At 57.5% G+C, this 23,951-nt stretch carries 21 protein-coding genes and 2 tRNA genes; 4 read left to right on the top strand and 19 right to left on the bottom strand.

The window, feature by feature from the left end; genetic code table 11:
- Positions 1-105: 105 nt before the first annotated feature.
- Positions 106-948: a UbiA family prenyltransferase gene (locus CJ255_RS07625; protein ID WP_097643490.1), complete on the bottom strand. Its 843-nt coding sequence runs from the start codon at positions 946-948 to the stop codon at positions 106-108.
- Between CJ255_RS07625 and CJ255_RS23430 the strand changes: the two genes are divergently transcribed.
- Positions 947-1,150: a hypothetical protein gene (locus CJ255_RS23430; RefSeq protein ID WP_217352423.1), complete on the top strand. Its 204-nt coding sequence runs from the start codon at positions 947-949 to the stop codon at positions 1,148-1,150. The two genes, CJ255_RS07625 and CJ255_RS23430, sit on opposite strands and share 2 nt — an antisense overlap.
- On the opposite strand, the gene CJ255_RS07620 is transcribed toward CJ255_RS23430, so the two are convergent.
- From CJ255_RS07620 to sfsA, 4 genes are all read right to left on the bottom strand, one after another.
- Positions 1,141-1,740 carry a CDP-alcohol phosphatidyltransferase family protein gene (locus CJ255_RS07620; protein ID WP_097643489.1) on the bottom strand — a complete coding sequence of 200 codons (600 nt, stop codon included), beginning with the start codon at positions 1,738-1,740 and terminating at the stop codon, positions 1,141-1,143. The genes CJ255_RS23430 and CJ255_RS07620 overlap by 10 nt on opposite strands.
- A 280-nt stretch (positions 1,741-2,020) precedes the next feature.
- The gene (locus tag CJ255_RS07615; protein ID WP_245863245.1) at positions 2,021-3,127 is read right to left on the bottom strand and encodes a ParB/RepB/Spo0J family partition protein; all 1,107 of its coding nucleotides are present in this window, start codon (positions 3,125-3,127) and stop codon (positions 2,021-2,023) included.
- Complete coding sequence (locus CJ255_RS07610) at positions 3,124-3,921, bottom strand: ParA family protein (protein ID WP_320410731.1); 798 nt, start codon at positions 3,919-3,921, stop codon at positions 3,124-3,126. The genes CJ255_RS07615 and CJ255_RS07610 overlap by 4 nt, the downstream gene beginning before the upstream one ends.
- A 278-nt stretch (positions 3,922-4,199) precedes the next feature.
- Positions 4,200-4,943: a DNA/RNA nuclease SfsA gene (gene sfsA, locus CJ255_RS07605; protein WP_097643488.1), complete on the bottom strand. Its 744-nt coding sequence runs from the start codon at positions 4,941-4,943 to the stop codon at positions 4,200-4,202.
- Here sfsA and CJ255_RS23425 point away from each other — a divergent pair.
- The gene (locus tag CJ255_RS23425) at positions 4,827-5,102 is read left to right on the top strand and encodes a hypothetical protein (protein WP_165774604.1); all 276 of its coding nucleotides are present in this window, start codon (positions 4,827-4,829) and stop codon (positions 5,100-5,102) included. The genes sfsA and CJ255_RS23425 overlap by 117 nt on opposite strands.
- Before the next feature lie 14 nt (positions 5,103-5,116).
- Here CJ255_RS23425 and CJ255_RS07600 read toward each other — a convergent pair whose 3' ends face one another.
- The 11 genes from CJ255_RS07600 to mbhE all read right to left on the bottom strand — a co-directional run bounded on the left by CJ255_RS07600 (position 5,117) and on the right by mbhE (position 14,456).
- On the bottom strand, positions 5,117-7,018 hold the full coding sequence (locus CJ255_RS07600; RefSeq protein ID WP_097643487.1) for a SpoIIE family protein phosphatase: 1,902 nt from the start codon (positions 7,016-7,018) through the stop codon (positions 5,117-5,119).
- Between the two features lie 169 nt (positions 7,019-7,187).
- Positions 7,188-7,613, bottom strand: a complete 426-nt coding sequence (locus tag CJ255_RS07595) for an SH3 domain-containing protein (RefSeq protein WP_097643486.1) — start codon at positions 7,611-7,613, stop codon at positions 7,188-7,190.
- 241 nt (positions 7,614-7,854) lie between these two features.
- Positions 7,855-7,931, bottom strand: a tRNA-Pro gene (locus CJ255_RS07590).
- A gap of 38 nt (positions 7,932-7,969) precedes the next feature.
- A tRNA-Leu gene (locus tag CJ255_RS07585) sits at positions 7,970-8,053 on the bottom strand.
- A gap of 165 nt (positions 8,054-8,218) precedes the next feature.
- Positions 8,219-8,569 (bottom strand): monovalent cation/H(+) antiporter subunit G, encoded by a 351-nt coding sequence (mnhG, locus tag CJ255_RS07580; protein WP_097643485.1) that lies wholly within the window; start codon positions 8,567-8,569, stop codon positions 8,219-8,221.
- On the bottom strand, positions 8,569-8,841 hold the full coding sequence (locus CJ255_RS07575; protein WP_097643484.1) for an MrpF/PhaF family protein: 273 nt from the start codon (positions 8,839-8,841) through the stop codon (positions 8,569-8,571). The genes mnhG and CJ255_RS07575 overlap by 1 nt, the downstream gene beginning before the upstream one ends.
- 209 nt (positions 8,842-9,050) lie before the next feature.
- Positions 9,051-9,560 (bottom strand): Na+/H+ antiporter subunit E, encoded by a 510-nt coding sequence (locus CJ255_RS07570; RefSeq protein WP_097643483.1) that lies wholly within the window; start codon positions 9,558-9,560, stop codon positions 9,051-9,053.
- Positions 9,561-9,572: 12 nt separating this feature from the next.
- On the bottom strand, positions 9,573-11,096 hold the full coding sequence (locus CJ255_RS07565) for a proton-conducting transporter transmembrane domain-containing protein (RefSeq protein ID WP_097643482.1): 1,524 nt from the start codon (positions 11,094-11,096) through the stop codon (positions 9,573-9,575).
- A 4-nt stretch (positions 11,097-11,100) separates the two neighbouring features.
- Complete coding sequence (locus CJ255_RS07560) at positions 11,101-11,457, bottom strand: NADH-quinone oxidoreductase subunit K (protein ID WP_097643481.1); 357 nt, start codon at positions 11,455-11,457, stop codon at positions 11,101-11,103.
- Between the two features lie 60 nt (positions 11,458-11,517).
- A complete protein-coding gene (locus CJ255_RS07555; RefSeq protein ID WP_097643480.1) occupies positions 11,518-12,006 on the bottom strand; it encodes a Na+/H+ antiporter subunit B in 489 nt (162 codons plus the stop codon).
- Complete coding sequence (gene mbhE / locus CJ255_RS07550; RefSeq protein WP_097643479.1) at positions 12,003-14,456, bottom strand: hydrogen gas-evolving membrane-bound hydrogenase subunit E; 2,454 nt, start codon at positions 14,454-14,456, stop codon at positions 12,003-12,005. The genes CJ255_RS07555 and mbhE overlap by 4 nt, the downstream gene beginning before the upstream one ends.
- 164 nt (positions 14,457-14,620) lie before the next feature.
- Here mbhE and CJ255_RS07545 point away from each other — a divergent pair, with 164 nt between their 5' ends.
- Positions 14,621-14,998, top strand: a complete 378-nt coding sequence (locus tag CJ255_RS07545; RefSeq protein WP_097643478.1) for a cupredoxin domain-containing protein — start codon at positions 14,621-14,623, stop codon at positions 14,996-14,998.
- Positions 14,999-15,161: 163 nt separating this feature from the next.
- Here the strand turns inward: CJ255_RS07545 and CJ255_RS07540 are convergent, their stop codons facing one another.
- The 3 genes from CJ255_RS07540 to acnA form a co-directional block, all read right to left on the bottom strand.
- Positions 15,162-16,259 (bottom strand): calcium/sodium antiporter, encoded by a 1,098-nt coding sequence (locus CJ255_RS07540; protein WP_097643477.1) that lies wholly within the window; start codon positions 16,257-16,259, stop codon positions 15,162-15,164.
- A gap of 424 nt (positions 16,260-16,683) precedes the next feature.
- Entirely contained in the window at positions 16,684-18,021 is a 1,338-nt protein-coding gene (locus CJ255_RS07535) for a sugar ABC transporter substrate-binding protein (protein ID WP_097643476.1), read from the bottom strand.
- A gap of 429 nt (positions 18,022-18,450) precedes the next feature.
- Complete coding sequence (gene acnA / locus CJ255_RS07530) at positions 18,451-21,180, bottom strand: aconitate hydratase AcnA (protein ID WP_097643475.1); 2,730 nt, start codon at positions 21,178-21,180, stop codon at positions 18,451-18,453.
- 229 nt (positions 21,181-21,409) lie between these two features.
- On the opposite strand from acnA, the gene CJ255_RS07525 reads away from it, so the two are divergent.
- Positions 21,410-23,896 carry an ATP-dependent Clp protease ATP-binding subunit gene (locus CJ255_RS07525; RefSeq protein ID WP_097643474.1) on the top strand — a complete coding sequence of 829 codons (2,487 nt, stop codon included), beginning with the start codon at positions 21,410-21,412 and terminating at the stop codon, positions 23,894-23,896.
- The last annotated feature ends 55 nt before the right edge of the window (positions 23,897-23,951 follow it).

Here is a 23,951-nt window from a genome sequence, read left to right as displayed (position 1 = left end):
CCTCGCGTCCTCGCCTCCTCGCCTCCTCGCGTCCTCGCGTCCTCGCCTCCTCGCGTCCTCGCCTCCTCGCGTCCTCGCCTCCTCGCGTCCTCGCCTCCTCTTAGCTTATAACCAAACCAAACTCACAAAAGGCACCAACGAACTCACACGCACCCACTTGACCGCCCGGCATGCCCGCGTAATCCGTGCTGCGTCCGCACTGCGGAGATTGGGCATAATCCAGAGGCCCAGCGGAAGTAGCACACAGACCAGCAAGAGCAAAGCGTACCAGAATGAGACCAACTGCAAGCCGAGCGGCAACAGGGTACTGAGCAGGGCCAGCAGCAATAGTCCTTGCACCAAGCTGAGCGCATGGGGCAAGCCCAAATAGATCGCCGTGGTCACAATCCCGGCATCGCGGTCGCCCGCGTAATCCTCCACAGTGTACAACACTTCTTGCGCCAGCGAGTAGAGCATGCTGCTCAGGGCAACCAACCAGACCAACAGCGTGGGGCCGGCGGCCAGCAGAGCTCCATAGAACAAAATCGAACTATTCAGGTAGGCAATACTCAGGTTGCCCAGCAGGACGGTACGCTTGAGCCAGAGCGAGTAGGCTGCCGTGAGCATCAGATTAAAGCCAACGAGAACTTGCAACGCTAGGGGCAGCCAGAGCGCCAAACTAAGCACCGTTGCCACAAGCACCATACCCACAGAGCGAGCCGCCCCAGGGCTCACCAACTTGGCTGGCAGAAAGCGGGTCGGCTTATTGCGCCGATCCAATTCAAGATCAACATAATCATTGATAACAAAACCAAAGCTAACAATCGCCATCAACGCAAGCAGAGCCAACCATGTAACGGAGCCATCCTGCGGGCCATCCATGCTACTGAGCATACTCCCCAGCAGGGCATAGAGTACCGCTTGGAGTGCAACATGGGGGCGGAGGAACGTGATCAGATACCAAGCCATGTTCGGCAATCTACAATCTGCAATCTGCAATCTGCAATCTACAATCTACAATCTGCAATCTACAATCTACAATCTACAATCTGCAATCTACAATCTGCAATCTGCAATCTGCAATCTACAATCTACAATCTACAATCTGCAATCTACAATCTACAATCTGCAATCTGCAATCTACAATCTGCAATCTGCAATCTACAAATAGTCAGTGCGGCTCTGCCGCCAGACAAAGGCAAAGCGTTGCAGGGCTGCGACTTGGGTAAGGATAGCCAGGCTCACCAGGGCGACCGTCAGCCAACCAGAGAGCATACCAAACGCTAGAATGATAACGCGCCCGGGGCGTTCAATGATGCCCCCACGCCCATCAAAACCCAACGTTTCGGCACGCGCACGGATATAGCTGGTCAGCAGCGAGCCATGTGAGGCAATGAAGATCAGCAGTGCATAGAGCGGGCTAAAGGCGCTCGTATGCAGGTAGGTATAGAGCAGCAGGCCAAAAAAGACCAACATCTCAGAGTAGCGATCAATCGTTGAGTCGAGAAAAGCCCCAAAGGGGCGCACCAGCCCTTTGCTGCGCGCTACAGCCCCATCAACCATATCGAAGGCACTAGCAAAGAGAAAGAGCAACCCAGCCCAGCCAAGCAACCCTTGGGCCAATAACCAGACCACAATGCAGGTGAGCAAGAGGCTCATGAGCGTAAAAAAGTCGGGAGTGACTTGCACCTTACCCAACAGCGAGAGCGCAGCCCGTTCGCTAAGGCTGCGAATTTTCTCTTCTAGCTTTCTCGATACCATTAGAAAACTCTTTTTGTTCCGTGTGGGCGGCTTTGCCGCCCACACGGAACAAAAAATAGGTTGGGTGTGATCAAAATCAACCCTTCGATACGAAAGGGGAGCGCGCGGGAACCTGGTTCCCGCGCACACCCTACCTACACATGTTGGTTACACCCAAATGGGTTGAAGGGCGCAGCCCCACCTTATACCAATTACCCTTGAGCATGCCGCATTATCAAGAATGCTAAAGCCCATTGGAACGCCATGTTCGGCAATCTGCAATCTACAATCGTAAATGGTATTACTCACGCGCCAAGCGATCATAGAGTTCTTGCAGTTGTTCGTCGCTAAAGAGGGTGATCGTCAGACGCAACTCGCGTTCGTTGCGCGTAAATTGCACGGGGGTAGCCAGCATTGCTTCAAACATGCGTTGCGTTGCCTCATCGTCGGGCGCAGGGCGGTTGCTTGGGGTGGGGGGACGCGAGGAGCGGGCAGTAGGCGCTGGTGCTGCGGCGTTTGGCGCACGCTCACGCAGATTGGCAAGTGCGCCCTCAAGCGGCGCACCCTCCACAACACGCTCGGCCAATTGCTCGGTTTCGCGCAGGTTCAGCCCAAGGGTCAGGGTCCGTTCAAGCAACTCATCCTGTTGCTGGCCATCCTCCACGCGCAGCAGCGCTTGGGCTTGGGCCAGGCCAATGCTGCCACTGAGCAGGGCAGCACGCACACCAGGGGCAAGCTGCTTACTCTGGAGCAACTCAGCCAAACGCTCCGTCTCGCGCACCGAGAAGTCGCGGCGCAACAGCAGTTCGAGCGCGACATGCTGCTCATCGGGCTGCTCAAAGCGCAGCAGCGCCCGCCCGTGGCCCGCACTGATCGCGCCATCGAGCAGGGCTTGGCGAGCGTTGGGGGCCAAACGAATAAGCCGGCGCGTATTGACCACCGCCACACGACTCTTACCCACCCGTTGGGCAATCTTGTCATCACTCAGCCCAAACTCATCCTTGAGCGTCTGGTAGGCCATTGCCTCTTCAAGCGCATTGAGGTCGGCCCGTTGCACATTCTCAACCAGGGCCAACTCAAGCAATTGCTGCGGCGTCGTATGCTTCACCAGGGCGGGGACATCCTCTAGCCCGGCCAGTTGGGCCGCACGCCAGCGTCGTTCGCCCGCAATCAGTTCATAGCCCCCGGCGGCATCTTCGCTCACAATGATCGGCTGGATCAGGCCATGTTCACGGATCGAAGCGGCCAACTCATCAAGCGCCTGTTGATCAAACTGGGTACGTGGCTGGCTACGATTCGCCCGGATAGCCCCAACGGGAAGCTGGCGCACCACTGCACGCTCAGGCGCATCACCGCTGGCCATGAGCGCATCAAGGCCACTGCCAAGCCCACGGCGGCGCATACTCATAGGGATCGCTCCTCGCGCTGCAGCAGTTCATCGGTCAAGGCGGCATAGGCGCGCGCACCACGACTCTGCGGATCATACTCATTGATCATCTGCCCATGGCTCGGTGCTTCCGAAAGGCGCACACTACGGGGAATGAGCGTCTTGAAGATCAGGCGCGGAAAGTGGCGCTGAACCTCATGCACTACCTGTTGCGCCAGATTGGTCCGGCCATCGTACATGGTCATCACCACACCCGCAATCCGGAGGGTTGGATTAAGCCGTTCGCGCACCCGGTCGAGCGTCGTCTTGAGTTGGGCCAAGCCTTCAAGCGCCAGATACTCGCACTGCAGCGGGATAATGACACTATCAGCGGCACGCAGGGCATTAATCGTCAGGATGCCAAGGGAGGGGGGGCAATCGAGCAGGACATAGTCATAGGAGGCCCGTAGCGGTGCAAGCGCATCCAACAGGCGTCGTTCACGCCGTTCGGCATTGGTCAGATCCACCGCCGCCCCAGCCAAATCCTGGTCAGCGGGGACAAGATCGAGCCGGGTGCGGCCACTCATCTGAATAGTCTCAGACGCATGAGCCGTCTCCATCAACAGATCATACGTCGTATTGTCCAACGTATCTTTAGCCAAACCCAAGCTCGTCGTCGCATTACCTTGGGGATCGCAATCCACCAAAAGGACGCGCAGACCACGGTTCGCCAACTCACCGGCCACACTCACAGCGGTAGTCGTCTTACCAACGCCGCCCTTCTGATTAGCCAACGCGATCGTATGGGCCAGTTTGCTCTGGGTTGTCTCTTGCACCGCTCCTACCTAACTCTTAGAGGCTGTCTGAAAAGTCTATGAACTGGTGTTGGAGTGCCGGCTTTAGCCGGCTAAAGCCGGCACTCCAGTGTGTGCCAACTGGCTTTTCAGACAGCTTCTTAGGGATGATTTCAGAAACGCGAAAGGTTGCTTTACGAGGATGCGTGAGGCGAAGAGGCGCGAGCTGCGCGTCCTCGCATCCTCGCATCCTCGCAAACGGTAAAGTAGCTACAAACCATCCCTTAGCGTTATTAATACACGAAATACTCAACCGTACTTCACTCCCCCCATTTGCTCTGCGGCAGCGCCGCTGGTGAGGTATAGATCGGCACAGGGGCACCAAGGGTGATCCCTTCAAGCGTGAGCGGGCAGAGATAGGCGTACATCTCGACCCCAGAGGCGAGCGCTTGACGCATGGCGCGGGCGAAGGCCGGATCAACGTCTTCATCGGGGACGAGAGCCTGAGCCGCGTGGCGCTGAATGATGAACACGACCGCACAACGTTGACCACTGCGCGCCATTTGGGCGAGGAGTTCAAGATGCTTGCGGGCCCGTTCACTCGGCGCATCAGGGAAATAGGCCAAACTCTCCACCACTTTGCCTACCGATTTCACCTCAAGGATGCATGTATGCAAGCCTTCACCCAAGCGGAAATCGAAGCGATGGTTGCCAATCGTCGCTTCACGCTGCATCCGATGGTAGCGTGCAAACTGGGGCAAAGCACCGTGTGTTAGTGCCGCAACGACGAGCCGATTGGGTAGTTGGGTATCGAGCGAAACCAATTCAGCGCCACTATAGACCCCCACCACCTGAAACATCGTCTTCCGTCCCAATTCATCGCGGGGGGCCAGGATCAGGCGCGCACCGGGAACCAGCAGATCAAGCAGCCTGCCCCGGTCGGCCAAATGGGCCCGCACCAAACGCTCATTGATCCGCGCCTCAACCAACAACTGATTAGGCCGAGCCACAAAGGTAGCCTCGGTCAATGGCCCGCTTGCAATCAATGGTACGCGAATGATCATAAGAGTATTGAACAATCCGCATCATCACTAACACTACAACTCATTGGGACACCATGTTCGGCAATCTACAATCTACAATCTACAATCTACAATCTACAATCTACAATCTACAATCTACAATCTACAATCTACAATCTACAATCGGAAACGGTATTATAGCATGGAGTTATTTGCTACCCCACTTCGGCAAGCGCGTCCGCAGCCGGGCCATCACCGACTGCGAGCGACATACGGGCAACTGGGCGGGTTGCAATGATCGTAATGTCGTCGTGAGGTTCGGCGTTGCCAGCAAATTCGAGGACAGACCTGATGATCTGTTCAACCATTTCAAAGACTTCGAGGTCTGGCGGGAGGGCCGCAACCAGCGCTTCGAGCTGTTCAAAGCCATAGATCTGCCCAAGATCGTTATGGGCCTCAACGATGCCATCGCTGAGCAAAATCAGCGTATCGCCGGGGGCCAGGGGGATCGTAACTTCCTGGTAGAAACTGCTGAGGGGGGTACCAATGGGCAAGCCGCCCACTTCAATGAAGCTACAGCCTACCGGTTCAGCGGGGGCACGGCGGGCCAGCAGCGGAGCGATCATGCCGGCATTCGCAATCGTGACCGAGCGGGCATCGGCGCTGAAGACGGCCACCATAATGGCCGCGTTCATATGATTGGCTTGCAGCCGTGGCCGCAACGCTTCATGCAGAGCTTTGAGCATCGCCGCTGGATGATCGAGGAAGTGGGCCTGCGATTCAAGTGTGGAACTGGTGAGCGCCATAAGCAGGGCGGCAGCCACCCCTTTGCCCGAAATATCGCCAATGGCAACGGCGGCGCGCCCATCGGGCAGCGCCATATAGCTATAGAAGTCGCCGCCAACCTCACTGGCGGGCAGCGAGCGCCCGTAGATACTGAGCAACTCACTGCGCCAAGGCGGCACTGCTGGCAGCAGCCCTTGCTGGATGTCACGGGCGAGAGCCAAGCCGCTCCGCAGCCGTTCATTCTGCTCTTCGATCTTACGCTGGCTCTTCTGTAGCCGTTCGGCCATTGCGTTGAACGTCGTTGCCAAATGGCCTAATTCGTCCACCGAGGCCACCTCAATGCGATGGTTAAGCTGACCCTCAGCGAGGGCATTGGCACCCGCCGAGAGTTTACCGATGGGCTCGACGATGCGACGAGCTTGGTGGAAGGCCCATGTGAGGGCTAAGATGCCCACGAGGGCAACGAGGCCAGCGAGCAACAAGACACTGCGATAGACCTCCACAAAGAGTTCGCTGGTGGGCTGTTCAACCACTACCGACCAACTGGCCGCATTTACCGGCGCAACGGGCGAGCGGGCACCAATCATCTGTTGGTCATCACCACCGATGTAACGCCCGACGGTTGTACCTTGCTCAAAAATCGGGCTGAGATCACGCGGTGCTTGCCAACCCAGCGTTCCATCATTGAGCAACATCTGCTGTTGGGGATCAACCAGAAACGCCACCTTACCCGTGCCCTGCACTGTCAGGCGTAGAATCTGCTCGATGCGAGCGGCGCTCACTTCAGCCACCAGGACGCCAATAATCTGGTTGCCCTGCAGATCACGGATGGGGATGACAACCATGAAGATGGGGCGTCCACCCACACTCGTCGTAATACTACTGCGCCCGCCTTGGCCCACATTCAGCGCCGCACTGATCAGTGCCTCAGGGAGGCTATTGGGCTGGGGGCCTTGATTGACGAGTTGGTCGCTACTGGCCCATACAATCCGTTCACCTTCGCCATTCAGCACCGTGATGGTACGCAGATCGGGTGAACTGACCGCTAAACGTTGCGCTGCCGTAAGCAGATCAGCAGCAGATTGGTCAGTCTGCAACTCACGCCCGGCGCGCAGCAAAATCTGTTCAATATCGTAGAGAAAAGAGGCAATCGAGCCAGAGATCTGGTCAGCCAGCGCTTGCTGACTCGCCAACGCATTACGCTGCTGCACTTGGAAGAGCGTCCCAATCAGCAGAGCCCCTACCAGCATGAGCGGTAAGGTTGAGGAAACAAGGTAAGACCAGCGTAAGCGGTCGGTGATGCTCATACGGCTACGGGCCTGGAATAGCATCGTCGGATGTCTCCGCTTTGCACCTGATACTTAGTGATGGTTTCAGAAGAGCGCAAGGTTGCTTTCCCATCCTGCGAGGATGCGTGAGGCGAAGCTGCGCGGGCTTCGCTTCTTCGCTTCTTCGCGTCCTCGCATCCTAGCAAGCGGCAACGTAGTCTGAAACCATCCCTTAAGGTAAATCCATCGGCACAGCCCGTTCGGTGGCCGGATCAAGTTCAAGCAGATCGCGGAACATCCAGCCGGTGATGTCCGTCGTTTCAATAGCAAACCAATCGTCGCGTTGACTATGGAGGGTAACGGTCACCCCTGCTTCCATCGTGCCAACAATCGCAAAACTCGTCCCTGGCCCAGCGCGAACATTAGCAGCACGCACCACTGTCGCAACGAGCGGGCGCGGAGTCGGGGTGAGCGTAGGGGTGAACGTGGGGGCCGGCGTGGGACTCGGCGTAATGGGCGTCACACTCGGCAAGCGCGGCAGTGTAGGCACTGGCGTTGGGCGCTCAGGCAGAGCCGCTTCGAGATCACCACATGCGGCCAAGATCAGCGCCAAGCTTATGGTCACAATGACCAGACGAAGTGGAATACGATAATCCATAGTCAGCAGGGGGGGCGTGAGAACTCAAGTTCCCCCGCAGCCCTGCAACGAGCCAGGGTGTGGGGCAATGCCCATACGCAGTACGCTACGCCTTCCGGCGGGGGTTCGGGGGATGCGTAGCCTCCCCCGAAGAAAAAAACAGCAGCCTCTTAGGGCGGTAGCCCTACACGTAATGCCTATGGGAGCAATTAGATAAAAAAACACGCGCCCGTGCAAAAAAAGGCACGGGCGCTCATCCAAATGGTCGGGGCGAGAGGATTTGAACCTCCGACCTCCGCGACCCGAACGCGGCGCTCTACCGGGCTGAGCCACGCCCCGACAAGGTTGTTTGCGCTGGTGCCATAAACTATGGCATGTGCCGAAGGTGGGAGTCGAACCCACACGGGTGATTAGCCCAACGGTTTTTGAGACCGCCGCGTCTGCCATTCCGCCACTTCGGCGCGACGGCGCTCATTATAGCAGCTTGCTCTAGGAGCGTCAAATGACGCGGTGACGCGGTGGCTGAGCCTGTCGAAGCCACCGCGGGGCCGCCTGCCAACTCAGGACTTCTTCGCGTTAACAAATTCTTCGGAGCGCCTACGCCGCCCCCGCACCCGCGCCAAACCTCAACGCAGGTTGCCATGCTCATCGTAGCGGCCTTTGAGATCGTTGGGGGCGTCGTTCTCCAGCATCTCGACTTCAGTCACAAAGGCGGCACGTTCGATGATCTGAGCCGCTACTGGCGATGTCAGCAAAAAGAAGACAATCAGCGCCAGCATCTTTGCTGTGGCCAATGGATCCGCATGGTAGAGCCCAACCCCCAGCAATACCCCGATCACCCCGATCGTCCCGGCTTTGCCTGCCGAGTGGCCCCGGGTGTAGACATCGGGTAGGCGCAATAGCCCGAACGAAGAGAGTAGCATGAAAAAGACGCCCATGAGACAGAGAATGAAGGTAATGGTCTCTAGGATGGTCATCAATTGCCACCTTTCTCGATATAACGGGCCAGCGCGACGGTACCTAGGAAGCCGAGTACCGCAACGACGAGTACCGCATCAACGAGCAAATTCTGATCCACAATGATTGCATAGAGGGCAATCAGGGCAACCGTATGGATCATCACGAGGTCAAAGGCCATGGCCCGATCAGGAATACTCGGGCCGAGCAGCAGCCGTCCTGTCGTCATTGCCAGGGAGATGGCCGTGAGGGCCAACAATCCATTCATGAGCATTTCAAAGAGAGGGGACATGGTGGAACCTTTGGGGGTTAGGGAGAACCATGTCCTCCCTAACCCTCTAGGAGGGCTTGTAAACCAATCATGCCTTGCTAGGAGGCTTCAGAGGCTATCTGAAAATAGTGGGCACACGTTGGAGTGCCGGCTTTAGCCGGCTAAAGCCGACACTCCAACGCCAGTTCATAGACTGTTCAGACAGCCTCTCAGGGACCTAAAGCGCCCCGCTAGGGAAACAACTCCAACACCCGTCGTTCAAAGTTCTGCTTAATGTCATCCCGTAGCGCATCGGGGTCTTGGATGTCGATACAATGGACATAGAGCGTGCTGCGATCAGCCGAGACATCCATCGAGACGGTGCCGGGGGTGAGGGTGATCAGGTTGGAGAGAACGGTGATCCCGATTTCGCTGCGTACATCCAGCGGGATGGCGATAATGCCAGGGTTGATGTTGAGCCGAGGGCGCAACAGGATCCGCGCCACATCAATATTGGCCTTGAGGATGCTCCAGAAGGCAAAGTTGGTGAAACTCAACAACTTCCAGACGCGCTGCGGGTATTGGCCAATATCCTGCTTGCGCTGCAAGCGCACCGTCTCGACAACCTGTTCGCGAATGGCCCGCTGACTCAGCGTGATGATCCCAAAGCCAAGCAGAAAGCCCACCAAGAAGTCGCTAAAGGTGAAACTCTGCTGGAGGGTCATCCATGTAATGGCCAAAAAGAAGTTGAGTGTAAGCACATGGATCTCCTTCTAACGCAGGGCCAGATCAACAACCGCTTCGCAGCCATTGCTCCCACAGACACTGCTGATATAGGCCGCTCGGTCGAAGAGTTGCGCCCCCGCCATTTGGCTATAATCCACCAAACCACCCGCACCAATCCCCAAGGCGAAACTGATGATCACCAGGATGGCACCGGGCCAGAGCAACCCCGGCGTAACACGCGGGAGTTTGCTCATGTCGCCGTAAGATTTCTTCCAAAAGACCTCATTCCAGATCTTGAGCATGGAGAAGAAGGTGAGGATGCCGGTAAAGGCGGCTACCACGCTGATCAGCAGGGCACCCTGGTTGATCCCCGCTTGCAACAGGGCCAGTTTGCCGAAGAATCCGCTCATGGGTGGAATGCCGGCCAGTGAGAGGATGCCCAAGAACCAGAAGATGGACAGTAGCGGCTCACGCCGTGCAATGCCCCCCATCTTCTTCAGGTCGCCGGTGCCATAGACCTGCTCGGCGGCACCGCCAATGAAGAAGAGCGCCGTCTTGACAATCATGACGTGAGCCGTAAAGAGCAATCCAGCAGCCAGGCCAATTGCGCTGGCGAGGCCCAGCCCCATCAGCGAATAGCCTATCTGGCTGATAATATGGAAGCTAAGAATCCGCCGCACGTTCATTTGGGCCATAGCGCCAAACACGCCCACCACCATGGTCAAGCCTGCCACAGCAAGAACGAAGGGCGCAAGGCGGATCAACTCATCCTGCAGCACCAAGCCAAGCACGCGGTAGAGCGAATAGGCGCCCACTTTGGTGAGCAGGCCGCTGAAGATGGCAGTTACCGCCACAGGGGGCGTATGGTAACTGGTTGGCAACCAGAAGAAGAGCGGCAGAATCGCCGCCTTGCCGCCATAGGCAAAGAAGAAGAGACAGGCAATAACGGTCACGATGCCTGGATTGGTAACGCTGCTCATGCGCTCGGCAACGTGGGCCATGTTGAGGCTGCCCACTGTGCCATAGATCAATCCACAGGCGACCAAGAAGGCGGTGCTGCCAAAAAGGTTCAGTACCACATACTTGAGCCCGCCCTCCAGTTGAGGCCGCGAGCCGCCCAGAGTCATCAGGCCAAATGAGGCGAGCAAGAGAATCTCGAACCAGACATAGAGGTTAAAGATGTCGCCCGTCAGGAAGGCACCACTCACGCCGAGCAGCAGCAGCAGCAACAACGGATAGTAGAAGAAGTTCTCGTAGCCAGGATCGAGCGATGCGAAGCTATAGCTCACCGTAACCAGCATGAGCAGTGTGGCCACGCAGAGCATCAACGCACTCGCCCCATCAGCAACGAGCGTAACACCGAAGGGAGCTTCCCAACCAGCCCCCTGGGTAACCTGAATGCCTTCATTGCCCACAACCCAAAGCAGCCAGATGCTATAGATCAGGTTGAAGATGATACTGGCCAGCACGATCACACGCGCAACCATGCGCGTCTTGTCCCGTGCAAAGAGCAGGGCCAGTGCGGATGCCAACATCGGCGAAATGAGCGGGAGAAAGAGGTGATTTGCCATGAGTTTAGAGCCTATCTGTCGTGGCCATATCGTCGAGGTCGTCACTCTTGACCGCCTGGGTCGCCCGGTAGGCGAGGGCGATAATGAAGGCGGTGATGCCAAAGCTAATCACGATAGCTGTCAGGATGAGCGCCTGCACCAGTGGATCGGCGGTGCCCGGTGCCACTGCGCCAGTCTCATAATCCACAATCGGTGGTGCCCCGCGCCGCACCCCGCCATCACCCATCGTAAACATCAAGAGGTGCGCTCCGTGGGCGAGGAGGATGAGGCCGAGAATCAGCTTGATCACACTGCGGCGCAGCATGAGGAAGATAGCACCGGCAAAGAGTGATCCGATTGCAATCGAGAGCAGAAAGATCATGACTGTTCCTATTTCCGCAGTTACGTTTGCGCTATTTCCTACTTCCTACTTCCTAAACACCTACACCCTAGGAGCGCCCGCTTCAGGCTCTTCGTCATCCTCCATGTCAAGGGGGAAGAGATCAGGTTCTTCGGAGAGCAGCAGTGCGATCTTGGTGGTAACGGCAATGACCGTCAGGAATACGCCTACATCAAAGGCAACCGGGGTGCCCATGGTGCCCACGCCAGGGATTGGTGCGGACATCCAGAAGGCGGCCATGAAGGGCATCCCGAAGAAGAGGGCGGGCATGCTCCAGACCACCGCAATGAGGATGCCGATGCTGGCGAGGGTAAGGTAGTTGACCCTGATTACATCACGGGCATAGGTTGGCCCAAAGGCGATCATCTGCATAATGATCGCCGAGGAAGCAACCAACCCGCCAATGAAGCCACCACCGGGCAGGTTGTGGCCGCGGATCAGCATAAAGACCGAGAGCAGCAGCAGCAGCGGCATCATAAGGCGCGAGACGGTGCGGAGGACAATGGAATCGTAGTTGACAGTTTTACTCATGGCATATTCTCCTTCGCCTTGCCAACTGGCGTACTGCTGTCCCCTTCATGAGCAGCATTGCCCGTCAGAAAGCCCGCTTCACCAGGCAGAATGGTTTGCAATGTACGACCACTAGGACGAACATCGTTGCGCTGTTTACGGAAGCGCAGCAGCCCAAAGATGGCGAGGACGGCCACAAAGAGTACTACAATCTCGCCGAGCGTATCAAGGCTGCGGAAGTCTACCAGGATCACGTTGACCACATTGGCCCCTTTGCCGCCGGGCACGCTCTGTTCGAGGTAGTAGGGGGCCAGGGGTTGGAAGAGGGTCGTACTGACTGAGGCAAGTACCAAGCCGCTCATCAAGACCCCAAAGCACACGGCGATCACCGCGTCGCGCCAGCGCACCCATGTGGGCGAGAAGTTGCGAAAGCGCGCCGGCATCACCGAGAAGAGGAAGAGCAGAAAGACGGTCGAGAGGACCTCAATGAGCAATTGGGTGAGCGCGAGATCGGCGGCGCTAAAGAGGACAAAGACCAGCGCCATCATGGCCCCAACCATGCTCACCGCAATAATCGCCCCTAAGCGCGAACGTGCAGTAATAGTTGCAATCACCCCTACCGGAATGAGTCCAATAACGACCACTTCATAGAAGTAGAAGGTATCGTTCTGGATGGTACGCACATCGCCCAAGCCATAGAAGATGAAGGGTATGCCGACAAACACAAAGAAGGCCAGCACCGTGTAGAGGACGTAGGTGCGTAAGCGCCCCGATTGAATCTGGCGGGTCATGCCGGTAGCCACCGCCAGCATACCCTCAATCAGGCGGTCGAAGAGTTGGGCACCGCTAATCGAGGCTATGATGCGTTGCGAGGCCAGGCGGCGCTCTTGGGTTGCCAGCGCACCACCAATAACAATCGCGCCCAAACTGAGCAATAGCGCCTGGTTGATCCCACCATAGAGGTAGAGATCAAACGTAAAGCTCTGGCCATAGACGGCTGAAGCCGCCGGGCTGAGGAAGGTACTTACCAAGGGCAGCGCGAAGGGCAGCAGGATCGAGAGCAGGGCCGGAATTGCCGGGCTGATCAGCATCGCCAGCTTGGGATCATGGACGTTACGCTGCAACACATCGGGATGGGCGGTGCCAAGGAAGGCATTCTTGAAGAAGCGCCACGCCGCAATGATATAGCAGATTGCGGCTACCATAATGGCGGCCAAGCCAACCATCGGCCACGGAGCGGCAAGGTTGCTCTCTAAAGCAGCCTTCAGAGCCCACTCCTTGGCCACAAAGCCAAGCATAATCGGGATGCCCATCTGCGAGAGCAGCGCAATGCCCACAATCACCATGGTGCGCGGCATCAGCCTCCGCAGTTCACCGAGGCGATTCAGATCGCGCGTGCCGGTCTCGTGATCAATAATGCCGGCAGTCATAAAGAGGGCCGACTTGTAGAGCGCGTGGGCCAAAATGAGCGTAACCAGCGCTTCAGCGCCATACTTGCCCCCAAGCCCAATCATTAGCACAAGGCCACCAAGCTGGCTGAGGGTGGTGTAGGCCAAGAGCGCCTTAATATCGTACTGGCGGAAGGCGACGAAGGCACCGAAGGCGAAGGTGAAGCCTCCCACCGCAACCAGAGTATAATTCCAGATAGGCGTATCACCAAACCCAGGGGCCATGCGGGCGAGCAGGTAGACCCCAGCCTTGACCATGGTGGCCGAATGGAGGAAGGCGCTGGCGGGGGTAGGCGCTTGCATCGCCCCTGGCAACCAGAAGTGGAAAGGAAACTGGGCCGACTTGGTGAAGGCCCCTAGGAAGACGAAGGCCATCGCCGGGCCATAGAGCGACGTCTGGGCAATCTGGCTACCTGCCGCCAGCATCGTATCAAAGTTATAGGCTTGATCGGCGGGTACCCCCACCTGCTGCGCGGCAGCACCGAGCATCAGCAGGCCCACAAGCAGGGCCAAGCCCCCAAAGCCCGTGACCAACAACGAATGTTGCGCTCCACGGCGCGCATCGGGATAATCATGCTTATAGCCAATCAGCAAGTAGCTCGTGACCGACGTGAGTTCCCAGAAGACGAACATGGTCAGCACGTTACCGGCCAGCACGACACCAAGCATGGCCCCCATGAAGAGAAACATATAGACCAGGAAACGCCCAAGTCCGATGTCCTTCTCCATGTAGGCACCGGCATAGCCCACAATCAATGTTCCAATGCCAGTGATAATCAATCCAAAGAGCAGGCTCAGGCCATCAAGGCTAAAGCGCAACTCTAGGCCCAGGGCAGGTACCCATGAGAGCGTCTCAACAATTGGCGGGCCACCCACCACCGTTGGAATCTGGGTGCAAAGCACCACAAAGAGCGCAAATGGCAGCAGGGCGAGCCCCCACCCCACCAGTGCGCGTGGTTCGCGGCGGGCCAACAGGCCCAGAGGCGACGTAGCGAACGCAAACAGTACCATGGATAAGAGCATAGTGCTTCCCTGCGGGTATGCTACCGGACGCAGCCAAACCAAGCCCCAATGGTCTTGGGACGATCTGCATCAATCTTCTCTGCCCGTCATTGCCGTAACTTTGGGATTTTTTTCATTATACTACACTTTTTCGGTATCACTTTGCAACAGTTGAGGTCTCAGCTATGTCTTATTTGTCTCATCGTGTGCTCCTGCGTGTTTGGATGCTGCTGTTGTTGCTTGGCGCTACCCTGGGGTTAAGCGCCTGTGAGACGACCTTGCCGCCCGAACGAACCCTTGAAGTGACCATTACGGAAGCTGGTTACGAACCAGCGCGGCTGGAGGCCCAAGTGGGCGAGATGGTGATCATTCGTCTGCGGAACCGTGACACCATTGGCCAAAATCTCAACCTTGAGTTGCCCACAGGCACGCGCTTCATTGCGGCAGATGTGGGGGTTGATGCGCTCATGAGTTTCCCAGCGCGTCATGCGGGCACGTTTCGTTTCTATACTTCGGTGCAGGATCGTGAGGCGGAAGGTGTCTTGGTTATTCACGGGGAGTGATCAAGTGGATCAAATTCGAGGATGCGTGAGGCGAAGAGGCGAGGGCTTCGCGTCCTCGCGTCCTCTTGCGAGGATGCGTGAGGCGAAGAGGCGAGGGCTTCGCGTCCTCGCGTCCTCGCGTCCTCGCATCCTCGCAAGCTGTAAAGCGGCTACGAACCTTTCCCTAGCATCCATTCTCGCCACGGCGGTGGCGCAGCAAAGCTTGCCCTCCCGTTACCACGAGTGTGATCACGGTGAGCGGAATAACAAAGGTAATCATGGCGGTGCTGTAGGCGGGCAGGGCGTCATGTTGGGTGGCGGCCAGCACGAGGTAGGTCGTATAGGCGATATAGTAGCCAAAGAAGAGCGCCCCCTCCCAACGGGCAATGGTCATGCCGCTGAAGAAGATGGGCAAACATGCAATCGTGGCGGCCAGCATGACGGGCATGTCAAAGTTGATCACCGAGGTTGGCACATTCAAGCCGCCGGGGGTGACGAGCGAGGCGATGCCGACAATGCAGAGAACATTGAAGATACTGCTGCCAATCGCATTACCAATGGCGATGTCCCGTTCGTTGCGTAGGGTGGCAACCACCGAGGTGACCACTTCGGGCAGTGAGGTACCTGCGGCGACAATGGTAAGGCCAATGATGACATCGCTCACACCGAGGGCACGCGCAAGGCCAACCGCACCATCCACAAGCCAACGTGAGCCGAGAACCAAGAGGCCCAAGCCACCCACAAGCAGGGTCAGGTTGAGCATGAGGGTACGCAGGCTGCGATCAGTCGTTGGATCGCGGCCCCCCGCCTCAGCCTCAGCGGCGGCGGTCTCACGCAGGCTACTGATCACCGACCATGCAACATAGATAATGATCCCAAGGGTCAGGATGAGCCCATCAATGATCCCAATCGTGCCATCGAGAGCCATAAAGAACATCATGAACGAGACGACTATCAGGATGGGTACTTCGCGGCGTACCAGTTGGATCGAGACGATCAGCGGGGCAACGAGGGCGCACGTGCCCAAAACAAAGAGGATATTGAAAATATTGCTGCCGACTACATTCCCAATGGCAAGATCAGAGGCACCAGTGAGCCCGGCTTGGACACTCACAGCCAACTCGGGGGCGCTTGTCCCAAAGGCCACAACGGTCAGGCCAATCACCAGGGGCGAAATACCGGCAATCGCTGCGAGCGCCGAAGAACCACGTACCAGCAATTCGCCCCCCAGCGTCAGCAGTACCAGCCCAGCAATGAGGAGTCCAATGGTTACCGGATCCATAGGTTTGTTTGCTTCCTTACTTTCCCGAAGCGCGTTGTTGGTTCGGGTTAGCACCTTCACCGCCAACCCGAACTAACAACGTGCAATAGGCAAACAAAGAGACCACCACGGCCTCGGTCGTGGTGGTCTCGCCATGCGTACCATACCAGGGCACGTTCGCGGCACCGGGGGCACAAGCCCCGTAATGACGATACCGCGTCTCGCTCGTGAGCGAGTGGCTACTCCCCTACCTTGCGAGGGAGTATAGCGGTGCCTCAATAAGCTTGTCAAGTGAAGTTTTTCACTCTAGGCTTAGGGAAGGGGTGGAGCATTGCTGCCAATTTAGAAGCTATCTGGAAAGCTAGTTGGCACGCGTTGGAGTGCCGGCTTTAGCCGGCTGAAGCCGGCACTCCAACGCCAGTTCATAGACTTTTCAGACAGCCGCTTAGCGCAATTCCAACGCCTTCTCATTAAAGAGCGCCTCCGCCTGTTCAATAGCATCCTCTGGAGTCGCGCTACCCGTCCAGATGGCTTCAACCGCTTGGCTCACCGACTCCCACATGGCTGCAATGAATTCATTGTTGGGTAGCGGCTTTCCCTGTTCAGTTTGGGCAAGGAAGCCAGCAATGATCGGGTCATCGGCCATTTGGGCTTGGGCCTCAAGGTTGGCCGGTACCTGCCGATTGACCTCAGCCAAGCGCAGTTGGACTTCAGGCGTGCCGTAGAACTTCATCAGTTCGACGGCTGCCGCAGGCTCGTGGGCATTATGGGCGAGCATGAGCATGTTGACCTGCACAAAGGGCGCACCCGGCTGGCCGGAACTGCTCACGACCGGAATGGTCGCTAGGCCCACATCAATCCCGGCGGCCACATACTCCTCAACAGCCGCGAGGTCTTGCAGAATGATCGCCGCATTGCCCTCCCGGAAGAGCGTGTCGGCCATGGTGGCATCAAGCTCTTGGGGCATAATCGTACTCAATTCGGCAATCAGTTGGCCCGCCGCGAGCCCTTCAGGGCTATTGATGCCCGTGGTTCCATTGGGGTTCACCAAGCTCACCCCCGCCCCTTGCCACCAGGCTGCCGAGGCGTGAACATCGCCGCGCCCATTGTAGACAAAGAGGTAACGCTCGTCGGTGTTGAACTCGCGGGCCAGGGCGATCAATTCATCGGTATCCTGGGGCAACTCCTCTGTGCTGATCAGATCACGGTTGTAAATCAAGGTCAGCGTCTGGAGTGACTCAGGCACGCCCCAGGTCTGAGCCTCAAAGCTCAAGCCATTCACCGCCACCGGGCTAAAATTCGCCCGCAAGTAGTCATCATCAATACCCCGACGATTGACCGGCTGAATCAACATGGCCAACACATTCTTCCCAATCTGGTCGTTCGTCCAGGCAACAATGTCCGGCCCCTGATCATCCGGCACTGCGGCCAGCAAGGCCTCATGCATGTCGTCTGCCACACGCACGAACTCAATCTCGGCATTGTTAGCTGCACCATACTCATTGAAGAGCGCTTCAATCGTAGTGTAGTATTCGCCCTCCCAATTGTGCCAAATCGTAATCGTCACCGGATCGGGGACTGCCGTTGGCGGCGCTGGGGTAGGCTGCTCTGGCGTCGCATCCTCCGAGGAAGCATCTGCATCTGCGGGGGTCTCGGCATCTGGCGCATCAGGTTCGGTGGTTGGCGGGACATCAACCACCGGCGGCGGCGTCTGGCCACCACAGGCAGCCAGCAGCAGCGCAACCAGCGCCATGAGGGTCATGAGTGAAACAAAGCGTTTCATGAAATACTCCTTCTATGTTACTCTATTGGAGGGGCGGTGGGAGAACTCAGTTCTGCCACGCCCTCAAGCAGAGGGTGCGGTGGGAGAACCCGGTTCTCCCACACCCTCCAAATCTTGAACAGAGAGTGCGGTGGGAGAACCCGGTTCTGCCACGCCCTCAAGCAGAGGGTGCGGTAGGAGAACCCGGTTCTCCCACACCCTCAAATGCGGTTCATGGGCAAACAAAACATTTGCTCCTAAAGCCACGAATAGAGCTTTGGGATGCCCTGGATGGCCCTCACCCCCTACCCCTCTCCCACGTGGTGGGAGAGGGGCGAAGGCACCGCAGTTTTCTTGCGTTCCTTTACGCTCTTTTGCGGCATCGTTCCCTGTTCCTCTGTTCCCTGTTCCTCTGTTCCCTGTTCCCTGTTCTCTGTTCCTCTGTTCTTCCTACCGATTCTCTGCCAGCAACTGGCGCAACACGTACTGCAAGATCCCGCCGTGGATGTAGTACTGGATCTCCTGGGGGGTATCAATGCGAGCCAGCGCTTGGAACGCTTTGGTGCTACCGTCGCTGGCAGTCGTGTGAATGGTGAGGGTGCGCCCGGTGGCGAAGCCGCTGGCAATCGCATCGGCAAGCCCGACGATGTTGTAGATCTCGGTGCCACTCAGCCCCAGGCTCTCGGCGCTCTGACCGGGTAGGAACTGGAGCGGCAGGATGCCCATACCAACCAAGTTGGAGCGATGGATGCGCTCGTAGCTCTCGGCGATAACCGCCTTGATGCCTTGGAGGTATGGCCCTTTGGCGGCCCAGTCACGCGAGGAGCCAGAGCCATACTCTTTGCCCGCGATGATCAGCAGGGGGGTACCGTCGGCCTTGTAGCGCATAGCCGCATCGTAGAGCGGCAGCACTTCGCCGGTGGGCAAGTAGGGCGCAAAGCCGCCTTCGGTGCCCGGGGCCAGCTTGTTGCGTAGGCGCACGTTGGCAAAGGTGCCGCGCACCATGACCTCATCGTTGCCGCGCCGCGACCCATAGCTGTTGAAGTCCTTCGTCTCAACGCTGCGTTCCAACAGATACTTGCCTGCGGGCGAACTAGCCTTGATGCTCCCAGCCGGGCTGATATGGTCGGTGGTGATACTATCGCCCAAGACGGCCAGCACACGCGCCCCCTGGATCTCAGCAACCGCCGTGGGTGCCTCAGCGCTCATCCCCTCGAAATAGGGCGGACGACGCACATAGGTACTCGCCCCATCCCAAGCGAAGCGGTCGCCGGCGGGCACCGCAATCTGCTGCCACTGTTCATCGCCCTCAAAGACCGAAGCATAGCTACGCTGGAACATCTCGGACTTAATGGCCGTACTCATCACCTGCTGCACCTCAGCCTGGCTCGGCCAGATGTCGCGCAGGAAGATGGGCTGACCATTGGCCCCAGTGCCCAATGGCTCGTTATGCAAATCAATATCCACCCGTCCGGCCAGGGCATAGGCCACCACCAGCGGGGGACTCATGAGGAAATTGGCCTTCACTTCGCTCTGGACGCGCCCCTCGAAGTTGCGATTACCCGAAAGCACCGAAGCAACCACAAGGTTGCCCTGCTCAATCGCCGCACTCACCTCCACCGGCAACGGGCCAGAATTGCCGATACAAGTCGTACAGCCATAGCCCACCGTATTGAAACGCAGCTTATCGAGGTAGGGCGTCAAGCCAGCCTGATCGAGATACTCCGTCACCACCTTCGAGCCAGGCGCAAGCGAAGGCTTGACCCAGGCTTGGGTCTGGAGGCCCGCCTCAACCGCCTTCTTGGCCACAAGGCCAGCGGCGAGCATCACCGAGGGGTTGGAGGTATTGGTACAACTGGTAATCGCCGCAATCACAACCGAACCGTGGTGCAACTCATGCTCCTCCTGCTCCAACGTGAGCGTTGCGGTGGACTGGAGCGCAGCGGGTTCAGGGCTGCCCTTGGGGCTCAGGATCGCGGGCAGGGCCGAGCCAAAGACTGGCGCAACATTACCAAGGGTAATGCGATCCTGCGGACGGCGCGGCCCAGCGACACTAGGTTCAACCGTACTCAGATCAAGCTCTAAGATGGCGCTATACTCCGCTTGAGGCGTATCGGCATCATGGAAAAGCCCTTGGGTCTTCATATAGGCTTCCACAAGCGCAATCCGCTCCTCACTGCGACCCGAGAAACGCAAATAGCGCAGAGTCTCTTCGTCCACCGGGAAGATACCACAGGTCGCACCATACTCAGGGGCCATATTAGCAATCGTGGCGCGGTCGGCCAGAGGCAGAGCAGCGAGGCCCGGGCCAAAGAACTCAACAAACTTGCCAACAACGCCAAACTTACGCAGTTGCTCGGTGACAGTCAGCACCAGATCGGTCGCAGTGGTACCTTCGGGCAACGTCCCAAAGAGCTTAAAGCCCACCACTTGCGGAATCAGCATCGAAACCGGCTGGCCAAGCATAGCGGCCTCAGCCTCAATCCCACCGACACCCCAACCGAGAACACCAACACCATTAATCATAGTCGTATGGCTATCGGTACCCACAAGCGTATCGGGGTAGGCTTGAACCGAGCCAGTAGCACGAGGATTCTCATCGCTCGTAAAGACCACGCGGGCCAAATATTCAAGGTTGACCTGATGCACAATCCCATTACCAGGGGGAACAACCTTAAAATTCTGGAAAGCGGTCTGGCCCCAACGCAAAAAGGCATAGCGCTCTTTATTACGTTCAAACTCCAATTCCTTATTGATCAACAGGGCCGTAGCGGAGCCAAAGGCATCCACCTGCACCGAATGGTCAATCACCAACTCAACAGGCTGGAGGGGATTAATGAGCGCGGGGTCGCCACCCATCGTAGCCATCGCATCACGCATTGCGGCGAGGTCAACCACACATGGCACGCCGGTAAAATCTTGCAGAATCACCCGCGCGGGCGTAAACGCAACCTCCTTATCCGGTTCAGCCTGAGCATCCCAATTGGCCAACGCCCGAATATCATCAGCCGTCACCGAGCGCCCATTTTCGTTCCGCAACAAATTTTCAAGCAAAATTCGCAACGAATAGGGCAAACGGCTCAAATTAACGCCATGCTGAATTAAGGCATCCAAACGGAAAATCTCGTACGCACGTTCACCGACCTGGAGGGTCGCACGGGCCCCAAAACTATTCGTCATACCACATCTCCTCGTAGCTGCAACGGGCCAGATCATGAGTCGCTCAATTATAGCACGCACCGTGGTAAGAAGAGAAAATTATCGTGTTTTTGGCTTTGATACTAAATCATCCTCTGCACGTACCAAGCCCTGTGCTACAATAAGGGTAGCTATGTGCAACGCGGCAATGTTGCCGCACCAATACGAAACTACCATGGGCTGGCCGTTACGCCAGAAATGAGGGATGCAGATGAGACTTGAGCGCTTTACCGAGAAGGCGCAGGATGCGTTTCAGAACGCCCAGGAGATTATGCAAGAGCAGCATCACACTCAGTTGGATGTGGAGCATGTCTTTCTGGCGATGTTGCGCCAACGTGATGGCGTTACTGCGCGGGCTTTGATGCGCCTGAATGTTGACCCGGAGTTGATTGCTCAACGGGTTGAACGTGAGCTTGAAAAGTCGCCGAAGGTCTATGGCCAGTATGGTTTCAGTAATCAGGTCTATGTTACGCCGCGCACCCAGCGCTTGGTGAAACGGGCTGAAGATGAGGCTAATCGGCTTGATGATAAGTATGTGGGCATTGACCACCTGCTGATTGCGTTGAGTGGTGAGCGTGAGGGGGCTTCGGCCCGGATTCTGCATAGTTTCCATGTTGACCAAGAACGGCTCTATCAGGCGCTTCTCGAAATCCGTGGCTCGCAGCGCTCTGATGATCCTGGGGCCGAGAGCCGCTATGAGATTCTGGAGAAGTATTCGACCGATCTGACCCAGTTGGCTCAGGATGGCGCACTCGATCCGGTGATTGGGCGTGAGTCGGAGATTATACGTGTGATTCGGATTCTCTCGCGCCGTACTAAGAATAATCCTGTGCTCGTTGGCGAGACGGGTGTCGGGAAGACGGCGGTGGCTGAAGGTTTGGCCCAACGGCTCACGACCGGCGATGTGCCGCCGACGCTGCGCGACCGCAAGTTGCTGGCGCTTGATCTCGCTGGTATGGTTGCTGGCTCGAAGTTCCGGGGCGAATTTGAGGAGCGCCTCAAGGCGGTGATGGATGAAGTACGCAATGCGAAGGGCAAGGTCATCCTTTTCATTGATGAACTTCATACCGTGGTTGGTGCGGGTGCCGCCGCTGGCAGCATTGATGCCAGCAATATGCTCAAGCCGGCCCTGAGCCGCGGTGAGATTCAGGTGGTTGGCGCTACAACTATCGATGAATACCGTAAGCATATTGAAAAAGATGCCGCCCTCGAACGACGCTTTAGTCCGGTCTTTGTTGAAGAACCTGATCAAGATACGACGATTGAGATGCTGCGTGGCTTGCGTAAACGCTATGAAGATCACCACCAGTTGACGATTAGCGATGATGCGCTCAGTGCTGCGGTGCAACTGTCGAGCCGCTATATCAACGACCGCTTCCTGCCCGATAAGGCAATTGACCTGATTGATGAGGCGAGCGCCAAGCTGCGGATTGACATCTTTGCGATGCCGCCAGCCCTGAAGGCTAAAGAGGCCGAGTTGCGTCAACTGCAACACGAAGAGGAGGAGGCCGGGGCGCGCCGCGAGTATGAACGCGCCGCGATGCTGCGCTCGCGCTTCCTTGCGCTTCAGACCGCCTTCGAGCAGGAGCGCACGGCGTGGCTCACTTCAGCCAACCTCGACGAAATTGTAGATGATGAAGATGTCGCCCAGATTGTCTCAAGTTGGACGGGGGTGCCAGTCAGTCGCATGCTCGAAACCGAGCGCGAAAAACTGGTACAAATGGAAGAGCGGCTCCACGAGCGGGTGATTGGTCAGCACGAAGCGGTTGTAGCCCTCTCCGACGCCATCCGCCGCGCCCGCAGCGGTCTGCGCGATCCACGGCGGCCCATTGGCAGCTTTATCTTCGTGGGGCCAACCGGGGTTGGCAAGACGGAACTGGCCAAAGCGCTCGCCGAGTTCATGTTCGATAGCGAAGAGGCCATGACCCGCGTGGACATGAGTGAATTCCAGGAGCGTCATACCGTCAGCCGCCTGATTGGCGCCCCGCCGGGCTATGTTGGCTACGACGAGGGCGGCCAGCTCACCGAGAGCATCCGCCGCCGTCCCTACCAGGTCGTCCTCTTCGACGAGATCGAAAAGGCACACGCCGATGTCTTCAACGCGCTGCTCCAGGTACTCGACGACGGACGGCTCACCGATGGCCACGGGCGCACGGTGGACTTCCGCAATGCGGTGATCATTATGACCAGCAATGCGGGCACGGAACACCTCCAAGGGGGCGGCATTGGTTTTGCCACCAAACTAAAGCCCAGCGATGCCAAACAGGTTGACCTGAAGGAAGCGCGGCGCAAAGTGGACGATGCGCTCAAGCAAGCCTTCCGGCCCGAATTCCTCAACCGCATTGATGACATCGTCCTCTTCCACCCGCTCAGCATGGAGGATCTGACGCGCATCATCGATCTCCAGGTAGGTGAGTTGGTGCTGCGGCTGCACGAGCAAAAGATCACCCTCAGCCTAACCCAAGCCGCCAAAGAGCATCTGGTGATCGAGGGGTTCAACCCGGTCTACGGGGCGCGCCCGTTGCGCCGCACCGTGCAACGCCTAATTGAAACCCCGATCTCACGCGAATTGCTGCGGGGTGGCTTCAAAGCCGGTGATACGATTGAAGTTGACCTCGAACAGGGCGAACTGGTCTTTCACCGAGGTGGTGTGATTGCCATCGAGAGCAAATCCCCCGCCGAGCCGTTGGGGGCGTAGGGTTCCTTTCAGGTACAGAGTTTTTGCAGAGATACAGAGGGTTGCACCACAGAGG

Source organism: Candidatus Viridilinea mediisalina (genome assembly GCF_002532535.1).
GTDB lineage: Bacteria > Chloroflexota > Chloroflexia > Chloroflexales > Chloroflexaceae > Viridilinea > Viridilinea mediisalina.
This window is presented reverse-complemented; position numbering and strand designations above follow the sequence as displayed.

Excerpts from the sequence above, each read along its gene's own strand:
- CJ255_RS23430 (WP_217352423.1), top strand. The coding sequence starts at position 947 with ATGTTCGGCAATCTACAATCTGCAATCTGCAATCTGCAATCTACAATC.
- CJ255_RS07625 (WP_097643490.1), bottom strand. The coding sequence starts at position 948 with ATGGCTTGGTATCTGATCACGTTCCTCCGCCCCCATGTTGCACTCCAA.
- CJ255_RS07620 (WP_097643489.1), bottom strand. The coding sequence starts at position 1,740 with ATGGTATCGAGAAAGCTAGAAGAGAAAATTCGCAGCCTTAGCGAACGG.
- CJ255_RS07615 (WP_245863245.1), bottom strand. The coding sequence starts at position 3,127 with ATGAGTATGCGCCGCCGTGGGCTTGGCAGTGGCCTTGATGCGCTCATG.
- CJ255_RS23425 (WP_165774604.1), top strand. The coding sequence starts at position 4,827 with ATGGGCCCGCACCAAACGCTCATTGATCCGCGCCTCAACCAACAACTG.
- sfsA (WP_097643488.1), bottom strand. The coding sequence starts at position 4,943 with ATGATCATTCGCGTACCATTGATTGCAAGCGGGCCATTGACCGAGGCT.
- CJ255_RS07600 (WP_097643487.1), bottom strand. The coding sequence starts at position 7,018 with ATGCTATTCCAGGCCCGTAGCCGTATGAGCATCACCGACCGCTTACGC.
- CJ255_RS07595 (WP_097643486.1), bottom strand. The coding sequence starts at position 7,613 with ATGGATTATCGTATTCCACTTCGTCTGGTCATTGTGACCATAAGCTTG.
- mnhG (WP_097643485.1), bottom strand. The coding sequence starts at position 8,569 with ATGACCATCCTAGAGACCATTACCTTCATTCTCTGTCTCATGGGCGTC.
- CJ255_RS07575 (WP_097643484.1), bottom strand. The coding sequence starts at position 8,841 with ATGTCCCCTCTCTTTGAAATGCTCATGAATGGATTGTTGGCCCTCACG.
- CJ255_RS07565 (WP_097643482.1), bottom strand. The coding sequence starts at position 11,096 with ATGGCAAATCACCTCTTTCTCCCGCTCATTTCGCCGATGTTGGCATCC.
- CJ255_RS07560 (WP_097643481.1), bottom strand. The coding sequence starts at position 11,457 with ATGATCTTTCTGCTCTCGATTGCAATCGGATCACTCTTTGCCGGTGCT.
- CJ255_RS07555 (WP_097643480.1), bottom strand. The coding sequence starts at position 12,006 with ATGAGTAAAACTGTCAACTACGATTCCATTGTCCTCCGCACCGTCTCG.
- mbhE (WP_097643479.1), bottom strand. The coding sequence starts at position 14,456 with ATGCTCTTATCCATGGTACTGTTTGCGTTCGCTACGTCGCCTCTGGGC.
- CJ255_RS07545 (WP_097643478.1), top strand. The coding sequence starts at position 14,621 with ATGTCTTATTTGTCTCATCGTGTGCTCCTGCGTGTTTGGATGCTGCTG.
- CJ255_RS07540 (WP_097643477.1), bottom strand. The coding sequence starts at position 16,259 with ATGGATCCGGTAACCATTGGACTCCTCATTGCTGGGCTGGTACTGCTG.
- CJ255_RS07535 (WP_097643476.1), bottom strand. The coding sequence starts at position 18,021 with ATGAAACGCTTTGTTTCACTCATGACCCTCATGGCGCTGGTTGCGCTG.
- acnA (WP_097643475.1), bottom strand. The coding sequence starts at position 21,180 with ATGACGAATAGTTTTGGGGCCCGTGCGACCCTCCAGGTCGGTGAACGT.
- CJ255_RS07525 (WP_097643474.1), top strand. The coding sequence starts at position 21,410 with ATGAGACTTGAGCGCTTTACCGAGAAGGCGCAGGATGCGTTTCAGAAC.